General features: G+C 66.8%; 12 protein-coding genes and 1 riboswitch. Of the genes, 5 read left to right on the top strand and 7 right to left on the bottom strand.

The window, feature by feature from the left end:
- Window positions 1-29 precede the first annotated feature (29 nt).
- On the bottom strand, window positions 30-1,184 hold the full coding sequence (locus TBD_RS13540) for a class I SAM-dependent methyltransferase (RefSeq protein WP_011313214.1): 1,155 nt from the start codon (window positions 1,182-1,184) through the stop codon (window positions 30-32).
- A gap of 39 nt (window positions 1,185-1,223) precedes the next feature.
- Between TBD_RS13540 and TBD_RS13535 the strand changes: the two genes are divergently transcribed.
- Window positions 1,224-1,964, top strand: coding sequence for a pteridine reductase (locus TBD_RS13535; RefSeq protein ID WP_011313213.1), 741 nt, complete (start codon window positions 1,224-1,226; stop codon window positions 1,962-1,964).
- A 108-nt stretch (window positions 1,965-2,072) separates the two neighbouring features.
- Here the strand turns inward: TBD_RS13535 and TBD_RS13530 are convergent, their stop codons facing one another.
- Both TBD_RS13530 and TBD_RS13525 read right to left on the bottom strand, forming a co-directional pair.
- Complete coding sequence (locus TBD_RS13530) at window positions 2,073-2,747, bottom strand: bactofilin family protein (RefSeq protein WP_011313212.1); 675 nt, start codon at window positions 2,745-2,747, stop codon at window positions 2,073-2,075.
- A 437-nt stretch (window positions 2,748-3,184) separates the two neighbouring features.
- Window positions 3,185-4,195, bottom strand: a complete 1,011-nt coding sequence (locus TBD_RS13525; protein ID WP_011313211.1) for an NAD-dependent epimerase — start codon at window positions 4,193-4,195, stop codon at window positions 3,185-3,187.
- A gap of 260 nt (window positions 4,196-4,455) precedes the next feature.
- Here TBD_RS13525 and waaA point away from each other — a divergent pair, with 260 nt between their 5' ends.
- The gene (gene waaA / locus TBD_RS13520; protein ID WP_011313210.1) at window positions 4,456-5,718 is read left to right on the top strand and encodes a lipid IV(A) 3-deoxy-D-manno-octulosonic acid transferase; all 1,263 of its coding nucleotides are present in this window, start codon (window positions 4,456-4,458) and stop codon (window positions 5,716-5,718) included.
- A 7-nt stretch (window positions 5,719-5,725) separates the two neighbouring features.
- On the opposite strand, the gene TBD_RS13515 is transcribed toward waaA, so the two are convergent.
- Genes TBD_RS13515 through TBD_RS13505 form a run of 3 tightly spaced genes read right to left on the bottom strand, consistent with a single transcriptional unit; the run spans window position 5,726 to window position 8,043 of the window.
- Window positions 5,726-7,039: a TolC family outer membrane protein gene (locus tag TBD_RS13515; RefSeq protein ID WP_011313209.1), complete on the bottom strand. Its 1,314-nt coding sequence runs from the start codon at window positions 7,037-7,039 to the stop codon at window positions 5,726-5,728.
- 23 nt (window positions 7,040-7,062) lie between these two features.
- Window positions 7,063-7,380, bottom strand: coding sequence for a rhodanese-like domain-containing protein (locus TBD_RS13510; protein WP_011313208.1), 318 nt, complete (start codon window positions 7,378-7,380; stop codon window positions 7,063-7,065).
- 9 nt (window positions 7,381-7,389) lie between these two features.
- Window positions 7,390-8,043: a protein-L-isoaspartate O-methyltransferase family protein gene (locus TBD_RS13505; RefSeq protein WP_011313207.1), complete on the bottom strand. Its 654-nt coding sequence runs from the start codon at window positions 8,041-8,043 to the stop codon at window positions 7,390-7,392.
- A 71-nt stretch (window positions 8,044-8,114) separates the two neighbouring features.
- Window positions 8,115-8,215: riboswitch (TPP riboswitch) on the top strand.
- 83 nt (window positions 8,216-8,298) lie between these two features.
- On the opposite strand from TBD_RS13505, the gene thiC reads away from it, so the two are divergent.
- The 3 genes from thiC to TBD_RS13490 all read left to right on the top strand — a co-directional run bounded on the left by thiC (window position 8,299) and on the right by TBD_RS13490 (window position 12,920).
- A complete protein-coding gene (gene thiC, locus TBD_RS13500) occupies window positions 8,299-10,257 on the top strand; it encodes a phosphomethylpyrimidine synthase ThiC (RefSeq protein WP_011313206.1) in 1,959 nt (652 codons plus the stop codon).
- Window positions 10,258-10,287: 30 nt separating this feature from the next.
- Window positions 10,288-12,000, top strand: a complete 1,713-nt coding sequence (locus TBD_RS13495; RefSeq protein ID WP_011313205.1) for a diguanylate cyclase — start codon at window positions 10,288-10,290, stop codon at window positions 11,998-12,000.
- Window positions 12,001-12,089: 89 nt separating this feature from the next.
- On the top strand, window positions 12,090-12,920 hold the full coding sequence (locus TBD_RS13490; protein ID WP_011313204.1) for an undecaprenyl-diphosphate phosphatase: 831 nt from the start codon (window positions 12,090-12,092) through the stop codon (window positions 12,918-12,920).
- A gap of 64 nt (window positions 12,921-12,984) precedes the next feature.
- Here TBD_RS13490 and TBD_RS13485 read toward each other — a convergent pair whose 3' ends face one another.
- Window positions 12,985-14,286 carry a glycerophosphodiester phosphodiesterase family protein gene (locus TBD_RS13485; protein WP_011313203.1) on the bottom strand — a complete coding sequence of 434 codons (1,302 nt, stop codon included), beginning with the start codon at window positions 14,284-14,286 and terminating at the stop codon, window positions 12,985-12,987.
- Window positions 14,287-14,333 lie beyond the last annotated feature (47 nt).

Raw genomic sequence — 14,333 nt, 5'->3', positions numbered from 1 at the left:
CCGCCAGTCAGCGTCGCGCGGCCCGGCGTTTAGAGCGTGTGCCGGCGATCGCCTTGCGCGAAGCCGGCCAGTTCTCCGACCGCGCCGCGCGTAAACCCGATCACCTTGAAGAGTTCGCCCATCTCGGCCGGCGATACCAGACGCTGCACGGCGTTGGCCTGCGGCAGATAGGTCGCCGCATCCTCGGGCGGCGTCTGCATCAACAGTTCGGCGAGCCCGCCGCTCAGCAGGAAGCTCGCCTGGCTCGTGTAGCCGGCGAGTTCCAGTCCCGCCGCCACGCCCGCGCGCGCGATCGCGCTGAAGTCGACGTGCGCGGTCAGGTCGCACAGGCCGGGGAGATAGAACGGGTCGTCCAAAGCGTGGTGGCGGTAATGGACGCGCAGCGTGCCCATGCTGCGTTGCGGGTGGTAGTACTCGCGCGCGCCGAAACCGTAATCGATCATCAGGATCAGCCCGCGCACGAGGCACTGCGCGAGTGAGGCGACGAGCGCTTCGGCGGCAGGATTGATTTCGGAGACGTAGCCCGGCGCGAGCGCCAGGGCTGTCGCGCGTTCGCGCAGCGCGTCGTCGGCGATCGGCCCGTCCTCCCAGGCGAAGCCGTCGCCTTTGCGCACAACGCCGCGCAGGCGTGGTCCGTCTGCCGTCCAGTGCACGAGCTCGGCCGGCAGCGCGTCGAGCACCTCGTTGCCGAGGATCACGCCGCTGAAGCGCTCGGGCACGGCGTCGAGCCATTCGACGCGGCTGGCGAGCCGCGGCAGGTCGGTCGCGACCGTTTGCTGCTGGCGCGCGCGCAAGTCGGCGCTCACTTCGAGGATGCGGTAACGCGGGGGCAGGGCGCCGAGCGTATCGAGTTCGGCGAGCAGGTCGGCCGCCAGCCGGCCGCTGCCGCCGCCGAGTTCGAGTACGTCGCCGCCGGTTTCGCGCAGCACGGGTGCGATCGCGTGCGCGAGCGTGCGCCCGAAAAGCGGGGTCATCTCCGGCGCGGTGACGAAATCGCCGGCGGCGCCGAACTTCGCCGCGCCGGCCGCGTAGTAGCCGAGGCCGGGCGCGTACAGGACGGCTTGCATGAAGCGTGAAAACGGTATCCAGCCGCCGGCCGCGTCGAGCAACGCGTGCACATGGGTGACGACGCGCCGGCTGTGCGCAAGCGCGTCGGGACTGGGGACGGGCAGCATCGAGTTCATGGATAATGCGGAATCGAGGGACTATAAGGGCGAATCCCGATGCAAGGCAAAGTGGTATTGATCACCGGTGGGGCCAGGCGTGTCGGCGCGGCGTCGGCGCGACTCCTGCATGAGGCCGGCGCGAACCTCATGATCCACTACCGTAGTTCCGCGCATGACGCCCGCGCCCTGCAGGACGAGCTCAACGCCCGGCGGGCCGATTCGGTCGCGCTGATCCAGGCCGACCTGCACGACACGCACGGGCTGCCCGCACTGGTCAAGCAGACCGTCGCGACCTTCGGCGGCCTCGACGTGCTGCTCAACAACGCGTCGAGCTTCTATCCGACGCCGGTCGGCAGCATCGTCGAGGACGACTGGGTGGATCTCATGGGCAGCAACCTCAAGGCGCCGATGTTCCTCTCACAGGCGGCGGCACCCGAACTGCGCAAACGGCGCGGCTGCATCATCAACATCACCGACATCCACGCCGAGCGGCCGATGAAAAACTACGTCGTCTATTCGGTCGCCAAGGCGGGGCTCGTCGGGCTGACCAAGTCACTCGCGCGCGAACTCGCGCCCGAAGTGCGCGTCAACGGCATCGCGCCGGGACCGATCATGTGGCCCGAAGGCGATTCGAACTTCGACGAGGTCTCGCGCCAGCGCATCGTCTCGCACACCATGCTCAAGCGCGCCGGCGACCCGCACGACATCGCGCTCGCGGTGCGCTTCTTCGCGATGGACACGCACTACGTCACTGGCCAGATTCTGGCCGTCGATGGCGGGCGCAGCGCCAAGCTCTGACGCGGCGGCGCCGCAGTCGCCACGGGCAACGGGGAGGGTGGCACTGCCAAGGTGACACGGGGTCCCAGCGACCGTAGAGGACGCCGCGGAGCCTCGCGCGGGACGTAGTCAGGCGCGTCGCTTGCCCAGTCCGGCGCGCGCCACCGTGGAGTGGAACAGGATTTCCTCGAGATCGGTTTTCTTCTCGGCGGCCGCTTCCGGAGCGGGCTCCGGTGCTGCTTCCGCGACCGCTTCCGTCGCCTCGGCGGCCGGGGCCAGGTCGCTCGGGTCTTCGAGCATCGCGACGTTGCCGGAAATGACGCCGCCTTCCTCGACCATCATCGCGCCGTAGCGGATCACGCCGCTGACGCGCCCCGTGGCGTAGACGACGAGGCGCTTGCGCGCCGTCAGCTCCCCCTCGAACTGGCCGCGAACCTCGGCGACGTCGATTTCCGCCTTGCCCGAGAAAACCCCGCTTTCCGCGATGCGAATGTCACGGCTGTTCATGGAAGCCTCCACCCGTCCTTCGACCAAGAGAATGTCGCAATCGGTGATTTCGGAGCCCTTGAGCGTGATGTTGGGCCCCACGATCAGCTTGCTGCCTTCGTCGTTCGATCCTGCCTTCCGCGTGTTGGTCGTGTCCTGCTTCGGCGCGTCGGACGTGCGGATCGAGTCGGTGGGTTTGGACGGGTAGCCCGAGTGAACCATCCGCGTGGCGTCAACGCCGGACGAGTTCGAGGATGAATTCGAACCGGATGAATTCGAACCGGTCCCGGTCCCTGGTTGCATGAAGTTTTTGAGCATCGGGTCTTCTCCTCCGTGAGCTGCTAACAGAAACGCCTGCTACGGCAACAGCGCGCCATGCGGCGCAAACGCCTCACTTAGCAAGAGCTGAGCCAGAGAAAAAGAACGCCGATAAAACAAATGCCTGGACCGATGGCGGGCGGGAAGGGCGCATAGAAGTCGGGATGACTTGTCCCGCATGTGCGACAGGCGAGAAACGCCGCTGGAGGAATTGTCCTACGAAACAATAGGATAAGAAGAAATTGGCAAGTCGCTCGATTGCGACATGGGTCGAAAATCGTACAAAAGTGCTGCAGCCGGCTCCGGCGTGCGGCCCTCTCGAGCTCAGTCGCGAGCGCGGAGCGTGAGCGAAGCGTTTCCTGTCGAGCCCGCTTCTTCGCGGCGTTGCGCCGAAAAAATTCCGACAGGTCGGTACCCGGCAGCTCGCCAGAGTCTCCTCACGACCTGTTCTTATACCCCCGGTACCACTCGACCCACTTGCCGATCCCGTACTCCAGCGTCGTCGCCGGCTTGAATCCGGTATCGCGAATCAGATCGTCGACGTCGGCGTAGGTCATCTTCACGTCACCGTCCTGCATCGGCAGGAAATTCTTCCGCGCTTCCTGCCCGAGCGCCTTCTCGATCGTGCCGATGAAATCCATCAACTGCACCGGAGTGTGGTTGCCGATGTTGTAGACGCGGTAGGGCGCGTGGCTCGACGCGGGGTCGGGGTTGGCGTGATCGAAGTTCGGGTCGGGCTGCGGGATGCGGTCGAGGACCTTGACCGTGCCGTCGGCGATGTCGTCGATGTAGGTGAAGTCGCGCATCATGTCGCCGTGGTTGAAGACGTCGATGCTGCGGCCTTCGAGAATCGCCGAGGTGAAGAGCCACGGTGACATGTCGGGCCGGCCCCAGGGGCCGTAGACCGTGAAGTAGCGCAGCCCCGTGGTCGGCAGGCCGTAGAGATGCGAGTAGGTGTGCGCCATCAGCTCGTTGGCTTTCTTGCTCGCAGCGTAGAGGCTGACCGGATGGTTGACCGGGTCGTGGGTCGAGAACGGAATTTTTGTATTGGCGCCGTAGACGCTCGATGAACTCGCGTAGACGAAGTGCTTGACGCCATGGTGGCGGCAGCCTTCGAGCAGGTTGGCGAAGCCCACCAGGTTCGATTGCACGTAGGCGTGCGGATTCTTCAGCGAGTAGCGCACGCCGGCCTGCGCGGCGAGGTTGATGACGGCGTCGAAGTGGCCTTTCTCGAACAGGTCCTCCATCACCATGCGGTCGGAGATGTCGTCCCTGACGAAGCGGAAGTTCGGGTGCGGCTTCAACTGTTCGAGCCGCGCGAGCTTCAAGGCGGGGTCGTAGTAGTCGTTGAGGCTGTCGATGCCGACGACTTCGTCGCCGCGCTGCAAGAGGATTTGCGCGACGTGCATGCCGATAAAACCGGCGGCTCCAGTAACCAATATTTTCATGTTGAGTCCGCCGGTTTCAGAGAAGGCTGACCTGCGCTTTGCGCAAGCTGAGTGAGCGAAGTGAGCGGCCGGTACTGAAGCCGCCGGAACCTGCGACAAGAACTTTCATTGACGTCTCCGTCTTTCCAGAGGGCGCAGGGGAAGCGTCATGATGGCTCGGCCGGTGCGAGCCGGTCCCGCCTCCCGAAGCGGCGTCGATTCTAGCACCCCGTCAGGACGTGGCTTGGGCGGCGCGGCGCCCGCCCATTACAATCCCCGCGATGCTCAAGCCGCGCCTTATTCTCGACTGGACGCTCTACCGACTCGCGCTGCTGGTCGCCGCCCCGCTGATTCCCTTGCGTCTGCTCTGGCGCGGACGCCGTGAGCGCGGCTACTGGCGGAACTGGCGCGAACGCTTGGGCGGCGGCCCTGTGCCGGCGGCACAATCCCTCTGGGTCCACGCGGTATCGGTCGGCGAGATGCGTGCGGCGCAGCCGCTGATCGCCGCGCTGCGTGAAGCCCATCCCGACTGGCCTGTGCTGCTGACCTGCATGACGCCGACCGGGCGGGCGACCGCCGAGGCCTTGTACGGGGAGTTCGCACACATCGCTTATCTGCCTTACGACTACGCGTGGCCGGTGCGGCGCTTCCTGCGCCGGGCACGGCCGCGCGTCGGCATTCTGATGGAAACGGAACTGTGGCCGAATCTCGTGCGCGCGGCCGCGGCCGCAAACGTGCCGCTGATGCTCGCGAACGGGCGCTTGTCCGAGCGCTCGGCCAAGGGCTACGCGAAGTTGCCGGCGCTGACCCGCGCGAGCCTGCAACGCCTGGCGATCGTCGCCGCGCAGACCGAGGCCGACGCCGCGCGCCTGCTCAGACTCGGCGCGAGCGCCGCGCGCGTCACCGGCAATCTCAAGTTCGACATCGCGCCACCGCCCGCGCTGCTCGAACGCGGTGCCGCGTGGAAGGCGGCGTGGCACGGGCGGCCGGTGCTGCTCGCCGCGAGCACGCGCGAGGGCGAGGAGGCAGCGCTGCTGCACGCCTTCGCGGCGGCCGATGCGGACGTCCTGCTTGTGCTCGTGCCGCGCCACCCGCAACGCTTCGAGGAAGTCGCCGGTCTGATCGCGGCGGCGGGCTTGCGCTACCAGCGACGCAGCGAACTCGATCGCGACCCGCTCGCCGCGGCGACCCGCGTCGTGCTCGGTGACAGCCTCGGCGAACTGTTCGCGTATTACGCAGCGTGCGACGTCGCCTTCGTCGGCGGCAGCCTCGTCCCGCTCGGCGGGCAGAACCTGATCGAGGCGGCGAGCGTCGGGCGTCCGATCCTGGTCGGTCCGTACACGTTCAACTTCGACGAGGCGGCCCGGCTCGCGATCGCCGCCGGCGCGGCGCTTCGCGTCGGCGACGCGGCTGAGTGGATGCGCGAATCGCTGCGCCTGCTGCGCGACGGCGCGACGCGCGAACGCATGGGCGAGGCGGGGCGGGCGTTCGCCGCGCAGCATCGCGGCGCCGCCGCGCGCGTCACCGGCCTGGTGCCGGTCTGAAGGCGCCTCAGCGCGCGGCGACCGGATGGAGGTGCTGATCGATCTCTAGGAGTTCGGCGGGGCCGAGCGTGCCGACCGCGGCCTTCAGTGCGAGACCCGAAAGCAGGTATTCGTAGCGCGCGGCGGCGAGGTCGCGCCGCGCCGAGAGCACCTGCTGTTCGGCGTTGAGCACGTCGAGGTTCGTGCGCACGCCGACATCGAGGCCGAGTTTGGTCGAGTCGAGCTGGGCCTGCGTCGAGGTCAAGGCTTGCTCGAGCGCGCGCACACGGGCGACGCCGCTGCTGACGTTGAGATAGGCCTCGCGCGCCTGCAGGCTCGCGTCACGAATCGCGGCCTCGAGATCGTGACGTGCCTTTTCCTGATTGGCGACCGCCTCGCGCACGCGCGAACTGATCAGCCCGCCCTGGTAGATCGGCATGTTGAGTTCGAGTCCGACGCTCGCGGCGCGCGTATCGACCTGCAGGTTGCCGAAAGCCTGGTTGTTGTTGACGCTGTAGCCGGCGACCGCGTCGACCGTGGGATAGCGCGCGGCGCGATTGCGCTCGACTTCCTGGTCGGCGATGGTCTTCGCGATGCGCTGGATCTCCGCCTGCAGGTTGCCTTCGGCGGCGCGATCGGCCCATTCCTCGATAGTGCCCGCGAGCGGAGCAAGGCGCACCGGTTCGGCCAGGCGGTCGAGTGCGCCGGGCGGGGCGCCGATGATTTTTTCGAGCGCGCGCAGGCGGATATCGAGCGTGTTCTGTTCGGCGATCTCCTGGGCGAGTGCAAGGTCGTAGCGCGCCTGCGCTTCGTGGGTGTCGGTGATGGTCGCGGTGCCGACCTCGAAGTTGCGCTTGGCCGCCGCGAGCTGTTCGGTGATCGCGGCCTTCTGCGCGTTGATGAACGCGATCGTGTCCTGCGACAGCAGCACGTCGAAGTAGGCCTGCGCGACACGCAGGATCAGATCCTGCTCGGCGACCTCGAACTGCCTCGCGGCGATCTTCACCTGCTCTTTCGCCTGCGCGTACTGCACCCAATTCTGCTTGCGGAAAAGCGGCTGGGCGGCGTTGACCGAGGCACCATTGGAGTCGTAGTCGGCGTCGCCGCCGGGCAGGCTCGAATCAAGGCTGTTGTAGCGCAGGTTGCCGTCGAGCGCGACGTTGGGAAGCAGTCCCGCGCGGCCCTGCGCGACCGCCTCCTGCCCGGCCCGATAGGCGGCCCGCGCCGACGCGAAGGTCGCGTCGTAGGCCTGTGCGCTGCGGTAGACCTCGGTCAGGTTCGCGGCGCCGGCGCTGGTCGCCAGCGTGAGGCTCAGGGCAAGAAACAGGGGCTTGAGTGGCATGTGGACTCGGTTCCGGGGAAGACTCAGTAACGCGCCATGGCCGGGTCGACCTCGTCCGCCCAGGCTGCGACGCCACCGGACAGGTTGACGACGTTGCTGAAGCCGGCCGCTTCGAGAAAGCGGGCGGCGTGAAAGCTGCGTACGCCATGATGACAGATCACGACGGTCTCGGCGTCCCGGTCGAGTTCGGCGACGCGGGCGGCGAGTTCACCCATCGGAATCAGGATCGCGTCGGGCAGGCGGCACAGATTCCATTCCCAGCGCTCGCGCACGTCGAGCAGGGTCGGCGCGTGTCCGGCTTCAAGATAGGCGGCGAGTTCACTCGGGCGAAGCTGGCGCATGGCGCGAATTCAAAACACGAATGCCGCCGGTTGCGGCGCGTTGAGCAGCGGTGCGACGCAGGTCTCGAACAGCGTGACGCTGCGCGTCGCACCGGGCCCGGTGCTGGTGATGAGCCGGGCCTGCATCACCGGCGGCTCACCGACGATGGCGAAGAGCCGCCCGCCCGGCCTGAGGCGGCGGCGCCACGCGTCGGAGAGCAACGGCGTCGAGCCGGTCAGCACGATCACGTCGAAACCCGCGCCGTCATCCCAGTCGCGGGCGGCGTCCGCCGTGTGCAGAACGACGTTGGCGAAGCCGTGGGCGTGCAGTTTCTGCGTCGCCTGCGCGGTGAACTCGGCAAGGATGTCGACCGACACGACTTCTTCGGCCAGGCTCGCGAGCAGCGCCGTCAGGTAGCCGCTGCCGGTGCCGATCTCGAGCACGCGGTCGGTCGGCTGGATCGCGACTTCCTGCAGGACGCGCGCCTCGAGCTTCGGGGTCCACATGGTCTGACCATGGCCGAGCGGGATTTCCATATCGATGAAGGCGAGCAGGCGGTGTGCCTCGGGCACGAAATCTTCGCGGCGCACCTTGAGCAGGAGGTCGAGCACGTCCTGATTGAGCACGTCCCAGGGACGGATCTGTTGTTCCACCATGTTGTAGCGCGCTTGCTCGATGTCCATGCGTGGCCTTGAATATCAATAAGTTAGACGGGGACTTGCCTTGCAATTATTCCACATTTCCGCTACCTTGACCCGCTCGCCAGGGGTCTCCCGCCGGTTTCCGCGGGAGTGAGACATACCCTTCGAACCTGATGCGGTTGAGACCGCCGTAGGGAGGTGGATGCGCCTCGCTACGTTTTTTCCAGCGAGGCCCCACCGGCCTCCATGAATTCTTCCAGCGAGGCTGTCCCGCGCCTCCTGGTTTTCGGAGCGCACATGAACGCCGCCATACCCAATCAAGCTGCCAAGTTTCTCGCCGCCACCGCCCACGTCGACGAAGCGGCGGTGCAGCCGCTGCCCAACTCGCGCAAGATCTATGTCGAGGGCAGTACGCCCGACATCCGCGTGCCGATGCGCGAAATCCGCCAGGCCGACACGCCGCTCATGTTCAGCGGCGAGGCCGGCACGGGCGCCGAGCGCTCGGAGCCGAACCCGCCGATCTTCGTCTACGACTGCTCGGGGCCCTATACCGACCCTGCGGCGAAGATCGATATCCGAGAGGGCTTGCCGGCCCTGCGCACGAAATGGATCGAAGCCCGCGGCGACACCGAGGTGCTGCGCGATCTCAGTTCCGAATACGGCCGCCAGCAGGCCGCCAATCCCGAGCTCGCGACGATGCGCTTCCCCGGCCTGCATCGCCATCCGCGCCGCGCCAAGGCGGGCATGAACGTGACGCAGATGCACTACGCGCGCCAAGGCATCATCACGCCTGAAATGGAGTTCATCGCGATCCGCGAGAACAACAACCGCGCCGCCTATCTCGAATCGTTGCGTGCCTCAGGCCCGCAGGGCGCGAAGCTCGCCGCGCTGATGAGCCGGCAGCATCCGGGCCAGAATTTCGGCGCCAATCTGCAGGGCGAGATCACGCCCGAATTCGTGCGCGACGAAGTCGCGCGCGGCCGCGCGATCATCCCCAACAACATCAACCATCCGGAATCCGAGCCGATGATCATCGGCCGCAACTTCCTGGTGAAGATCAACGCCAACATCGGCAACTCCGCGCTCGGCTCCAGCATCCAGGAAGAGGTCGAGAAAATGACCTGGGCGATCCGCTGGGGCGGCGACACCGTGATGGATCTTTCCACCGGCAAGAACATCCACGAGACGCGCGAATGGATCATCCGCAATTCGCCCGTACCCATTGGAACAGTTCCGATCTACCAGGCGCTCGAGAAGGTCGACGGCAAGGCCGAAGAGCTGACCTGGGAGATGTTCCGCGACACGCTCGTCGAGCAGGCCGAGCAGGGCGTCGATTACTTCACGATCCACGCCGGCGTCCTGCTGCGCTATGTGCCGATGACCGCCAACCGCATGACCGGGATTGTTTCCCGCGGCGGCTCGATCATGGCGAAGTGGTGCCTGGCGCACCACAAGGAAAGCTTCCTCTACACCCACTTCGAGGAAATCTGCGAAATCATGAAGGCCTACGACGTCGCCTTCAGCCTCGGCGATGGCCTGCGCCCCGGTTCGATCTACGACGCCAACGACGAAGCGCAACTCTCCGAACTGCGCACGCTCGGCGAGCTGACCCAGGTCGCGTGGAAGCACGACGTGCAGGTCATGATCGAGGGCCCCGGCCACGTGCCGATGCAGCTCATCAAGGAGAACATGGACATCCAGCTCGAGTCGTGTTCCGAGGCGCCGTTCTATACGCTGGGGCCACTGACCACCGACATCGCCCCCGGCTACGATCACATCACCTCCGGCATCGGCGCCGCGATGATCGGCTGGTACGGCACCGCGATGCTGTGCTACGTCACGCCGAAGGAGCATCTGGGCCTGCCCGACAAGGACGACGTCAAGGAAGGCATCATCACCTACAAGCTCGCCGCGCACGCGGCGGATCTCGCCAAGGGCCACCCCGGCGCGCAGATCCGCGACAACGCGCTGTCCAAGGCGCGCTTCGAATTCAGGTGGGACGACCAGTTCAATCTCGGCCTCGACCCCGACAAGGCGAAGTCCTTCCACGACGAGACGCTGCCCAAGGAGTCGGCCAAGGTCGCGCACTTCTGCTCGATGTGCGGCCCGCACTTCTGCTCGATGAAGATCACCCAGGACGTGCGCGAATTCGCGGCGAAGGAAGGCCTGAACGAAGCCGACGCGCTCGCCAGGGGAATGGAGGTCAAGGCAGTCGAGTTCGTGAAGCAGGGCGCCGAGGTCTACCGCAAGGTCTGATTCAGCGCCCTCGACCCACGGGCTGGCGCCTTGCTGAACCTGGTGCTTCGCGTCCTCGGTGCGCTGGCCTGCGTGTGGGCCGCGCACGCGGCGGGCGCGCCGCTGTCGACCGCGGTCGAACATCCCGCCGCGGTCGGCCGCGCCACCACGTTTCTGCAGGAGCAGCAGGGGCGGCTCGAGTGGCGCGCCGCACTGGCGGCGGCGCGCGCCGGGCGCTTCGCGCCGGGCAGCAGCCCGGTGCTGAATTTCGGTATCGGCGCGGCGCCGGCATGGATCCATTTCACGGTCGATAATCCTTCCAAGGCCGTCGCCCAGCGCCGGCTCTCGATCGAGACCGCCTGGCTCGATCGTATCGAGGTCTTCGTCGTGCAGCAGGGCCGGCTCGTCGCGCACCGCCTCGCCGGCGACCGTCTGCCTTACGCCGCGCGTGAAGTCGTCGGCCGCTACTTCGTGTTCGATACGGTCTTCGCACCCGGCGCGAGCGACGTGCTGATCCGCATCGAGACACCGGACCCGATGGTGATTCCGCTGTATCTGCAAAGCAGCGAAGCCGCCGCGGCGCGGCAGACGCGGCAGGAACTCAGCTACGGTGCGGTATACGGCTTCCTGTTCGCGCTGCTGGTCTACAACGCCATCCTCTACGCCAGCCTGGGTGGCGCCCGCTACATTTCGTACGCGTTCTACCTGGCGATGTTCATGCTGATGAATATCGCCTATACCGGCCACGGCTACGCCTGGCTCTGGCCCGAGTCGACCGTCTGGCAGCAGTGGTCCAACCCGGTGCTGATGTATCTCTACGGCGCCGCCGGTCTGCTGTTCGCCGTTCGCTTTCTGGATCTCGGCGTGTTCTTTCCGCGGGTTCGCCGCGCCGTGTTCGTGTACAGCGCCGCTTTCGGCACGGCGCTCGTCGCGGCGGTCGCGGCGGGCCGCCAGGTCGCCGCGCTGTGGGTGTCGTTCAGCTTCGTCTTCCTGTTCACCGGCCTCATGCTCGCGCTTGGCTTGATTGCCGTGCGCGCCGGGCAAAAACCCGCGCGTTATTTCCTGATCGCCGCGCTCGCGGCGATGGTAGGTGCGGCACTGACCACGCTGTCGACCTGGGGCTTCGTCCCGCACAACGCGTGGACCTTCCGCGCCGTGGAGGTCGGCATGCTGTTCGATGCCACGCTGCTGGCCCTTGCGCTCGCCTACCAGTTCCGTGTCGGGCAGGAGCAGCAGCTGCGTGCCGAACAGCTCGCGCAGCTCGATCCGCTGACGGGGCTTAACAACCGTCGTGCCTTCTACGGCATGACCGCGGCGGCGTGGAGCAATGCGCTGCGCCACGCGCATGCCACCTCCGTCCTCTTGCTCGACATCGATCACTTCAAGCAGATCAACGACCGCTACGGTCACGCTGAGGGCGACGCGGTGCTGAAGACGGTCGCCGGCGCGTTGAAACAGTCCGTCCGCCAGGGCGACGTGCTCGCGCGCTGGGGCGGCGAGGAGTTCATCGTGTTCTTGCCCGAAACGGGCCTGCGCGACGCGGCCCTGCTGGCGGAACGGCTGCGCGTGTCGATCGCCGCGCTGAGCGTGACGGGCCGTGTCGGCACGATGGCCGTCACCGCGAGCATCGGCGTGGCCGAGCGCGCGGACCATGCGACGCTCGATTCGCTGATCGCGGCCGCGGACGCGTGCCTGTTCGCTTCCAAGCAGCAGGGGCGCAACCGGGTTACGAGCGGCGGCCAGACACGCGTCGCCGCGGCGTGATCGGCCGCGGCCGAACGCGGATCGACCGCCGCGTATAATCGAGGCGCGCGCCGCTTCGGCGCGCCTTTTTTCGTGTCCACCTCCTCGCCATGGCCGACCTGACCCAGATCCTGCACGCGCTCATCCTCGGTTTCGTCGAGGGTTTCACCGAATTCCTGCCGATCTCGAGCACCGGGCACCTGATCCTCGCCGGGCAACTGCTCGGCTTCAACGGCGAGAAGGCCAAGGTCTTCATGATCGCCATTCAGCTGGCGGCGATCCTCGCGGTCGTCTGGGAGTATCGCGTGCGGCTGCGTCACGTTGTGAGCACCGTGCACACCGAGCCGGCGTCGCGCCGGCTCGTCGTCAACCTGATGGCGGGTTTCCTGCCGGCAGCAGTGCTGGGGTTTCTCTTCTACAAGGAGATCAAGGGCTATCTGTTCAATCCGATCGTCGTGGCGTCGGCGCTCGTGATCGGTGGCGTGCTGATCCTGTGGGCGGAGCGCCGCAAGCATGTGGTCAGCACGCCGACGGTCGACGATCTGGGTTGGCGGCGCGCGCTCGCGGTCGGTTTTGCGCAGGCGCTCGCGATGGTTCCCGGCACCTCGCGCTCGGGCGCGACCATCATCGGCGGACTTTTTCTCGGCCTCTCGCGCAAGGCCGCCGCCGAGTTCTCCTTCCTGCTCGCGATCCCGACGATGTTCGCGGCGACGGCCTACGACCTCTACAAGAACTGGCAGCTCTTCGACGCCGGCGACATTCCGCTGTTCGCGATCGGCGGCGTCGCGTCGTTCGCCAGCGCGCTGTTCGCCGTGCGCACGCTGATCAAGTTCGTGAGCCGCCACGACTACACGGTGTTCGCCTGGTACCGCATCGTGTTCGGCGGCGTCGTGCTCGCGACCGCCTACAGCGGACTCGTAGACTGGGGCGTGACGCACTGATCCTGACAGGCACAGACAAAAAACCGGCCAATCGCGGCCGGTTTTTTGTGGATGGGCGTCGCGGCTATTCGAGGTTCATGCAGCTGGCGTAGTAGGTCGTCGTGGCCGGCCAGTCGCTGAAGACGCCGAGGACGCCCACCTCCTTCGCGAGTACGTCGAGCACGGTCATCACGTCGCCTTCGCGTGCGATCGCCGGGTCGATGGTTTGGTAGTAGAAGCCGTTGTCGCCGTCGGCCAGGATGCCCGAGCGCTCGAGCGTCCAGGTGATTATATCGAGCCCGGCGGCGCGGGCGTTCTGCGCGTAAGCCGAGGGGACGATCCTGCCGCCGCCGTCGACGTCAAGCAGCGCGAACAGCGGCGGCGCGACGATGTTGATGCCTTCGTCCTTGTAGCCGTGCAGTTCGGCCGCGCCCGGCAACTCGGCGACGGTCTCTGCGTCGTCCAGATAGACCGCCTGCTTGCCGAATTCGGGCTCGTGCGCGATCCAGTAGCGGATGTCGCGGATGTCGAAGGACTGTGCCCAAACGTGCTGCGGGCGCACGCCGGCGGCCTTGTACTCGTCGATCATCTGCTGCGCATAGGTCTCCTGCGTGTAGTCGCCGACGCCGTCGCCGTCGCTGTCGTAGGGCATGGGCACGCTCGCGCTCTTCAGCTCGGGGGTCATTTTCACGCCCAGTTTCTTGAACAGCGCGATGCTTTCGGCGTGGGTCATGAGCGTACCGCTCGTCGGGCCGGCGTAGAGGTCGGTGCGGAACGCGGCGGTGCCGTTCAGATACTCGGCAACGGTGGTCGCGCGCGGGTTCGCCGCGTCCATCTTGCCGCGGAGCGTCTTGAATTCGGTCAGCGTGATGTCGCTGGTGCGGCACTCGGCCGATGCCGGCGTCAACAGTGCGCCGTCGGCGTCGAAGACGGCCGGCGTGAAGGGCTTGGTGCACTTGGCGGCCAAGGGCGTCGCGAGGATGTCGGTGGTGGTGTGCAGATCGTTCTGTGCGTGGCGGCATACCAGCTGCTTGTCGCGAGTGAAGGTCACGTCGCATTCGACGATGCCGGCGCCCATGCGCGCGGCGGCTTCGTAGGATTCCCGCGTGTGCTCGGGAAACTGCAGAGGCGCGCCGCGGTGCCCGATCGAGAAGTCGCTTTTGCGGAAGGGGCCGTCGCCGCATTTCTGCAGCGTGCGCTTGAGCGCACCGCCCTGCATGTCGTCGACGAGGAAGAAGGGACGCGGGCCGAGCTGGACGCTGTGCGCGTTGCCAACGGCGCCGCGGCGATCGTCGTGGTCATGCCGGTCGTCGGCCCAGACCGGCGAGATGGCGACCAGCAAGGCGACGGCAGCCGTGGTTTGGCGGGAAGCGAGAGGGGTGAACATGCGGGCTCCTGTGAAGATGGGCGGGAAGGGGTCGGCGGGGCCGACGC

Source organism: Thiobacillus denitrificans ATCC 25259, from assembly GCF_000012745.1.
Taxonomy (GTDB): Bacteria; Pseudomonadota; Gammaproteobacteria; order Burkholderiales; family Thiobacillaceae; genus Thiobacillus; species Thiobacillus denitrificans_B.
Note: the sequence above shows the minus strand (reverse complement) of the source record. Positions and strands in the feature narration are given on the sequence as shown.

What these genes read in the sequence shown, in the direction of transcription:
- TBD_RS13540 (WP_011313214.1), bottom strand. Translation starts at nt 1,184, where the DNA reads ATGAACTCGATGCTGCCCGTCCCCAGTCCCGACGCGCTTGCGCACAGC.
- TBD_RS13525 (WP_011313211.1), bottom strand. Translation starts at nt 4,195, where the DNA reads ATGAAAATATTGGTTACTGGAGCCGCCGGTTTTATCGGCATGCACGTC.
- TBD_RS13530 (WP_011313212.1), bottom strand. Translation starts at nt 2,747, where the DNA reads ATGCTCAAAAACTTCATGCAACCAGGGACCGGGACCGGTTCGAATTCA.
- waaA (WP_011313210.1), top strand. Translation starts at nt 4,456, where the DNA reads ATGCTCAAGCCGCGCCTTATTCTCGACTGGACGCTCTACCGACTCGCG.
- TBD_RS13515 (WP_011313209.1), bottom strand. Translation starts at nt 7,039, where the DNA reads ATGCCACTCAAGCCCCTGTTTCTTGCCCTGAGCCTCACGCTGGCGACC.
- TBD_RS13485 (WP_011313203.1), bottom strand. Translation starts at nt 14,286, where the DNA reads ATGTTCACCCCTCTCGCTTCCCGCCAAACCACGGCTGCCGTCGCCTTG.
- TBD_RS13505 (WP_011313207.1), bottom strand. Translation starts at nt 8,043, where the DNA reads ATGGACATCGAGCAAGCGCGCTACAACATGGTGGAACAACAGATCCGT.
- thiC (WP_011313206.1), top strand. Translation starts at nt 8,299, where the DNA reads ATGAACGCCGCCATACCCAATCAAGCTGCCAAGTTTCTCGCCGCCACC.
- TBD_RS13510 (WP_011313208.1), bottom strand. Translation starts at nt 7,380, where the DNA reads ATGCGCCAGCTTCGCCCGAGTGAACTCGCCGCCTATCTTGAAGCCGGA.
- TBD_RS13535 (WP_011313213.1), top strand. Translation starts at nt 1,224, where the DNA reads ATGCAAGGCAAAGTGGTATTGATCACCGGTGGGGCCAGGCGTGTCGGC.
- TBD_RS13490 (WP_011313204.1), top strand. Translation starts at nt 12,090, where the DNA reads ATGGCCGACCTGACCCAGATCCTGCACGCGCTCATCCTCGGTTTCGTC.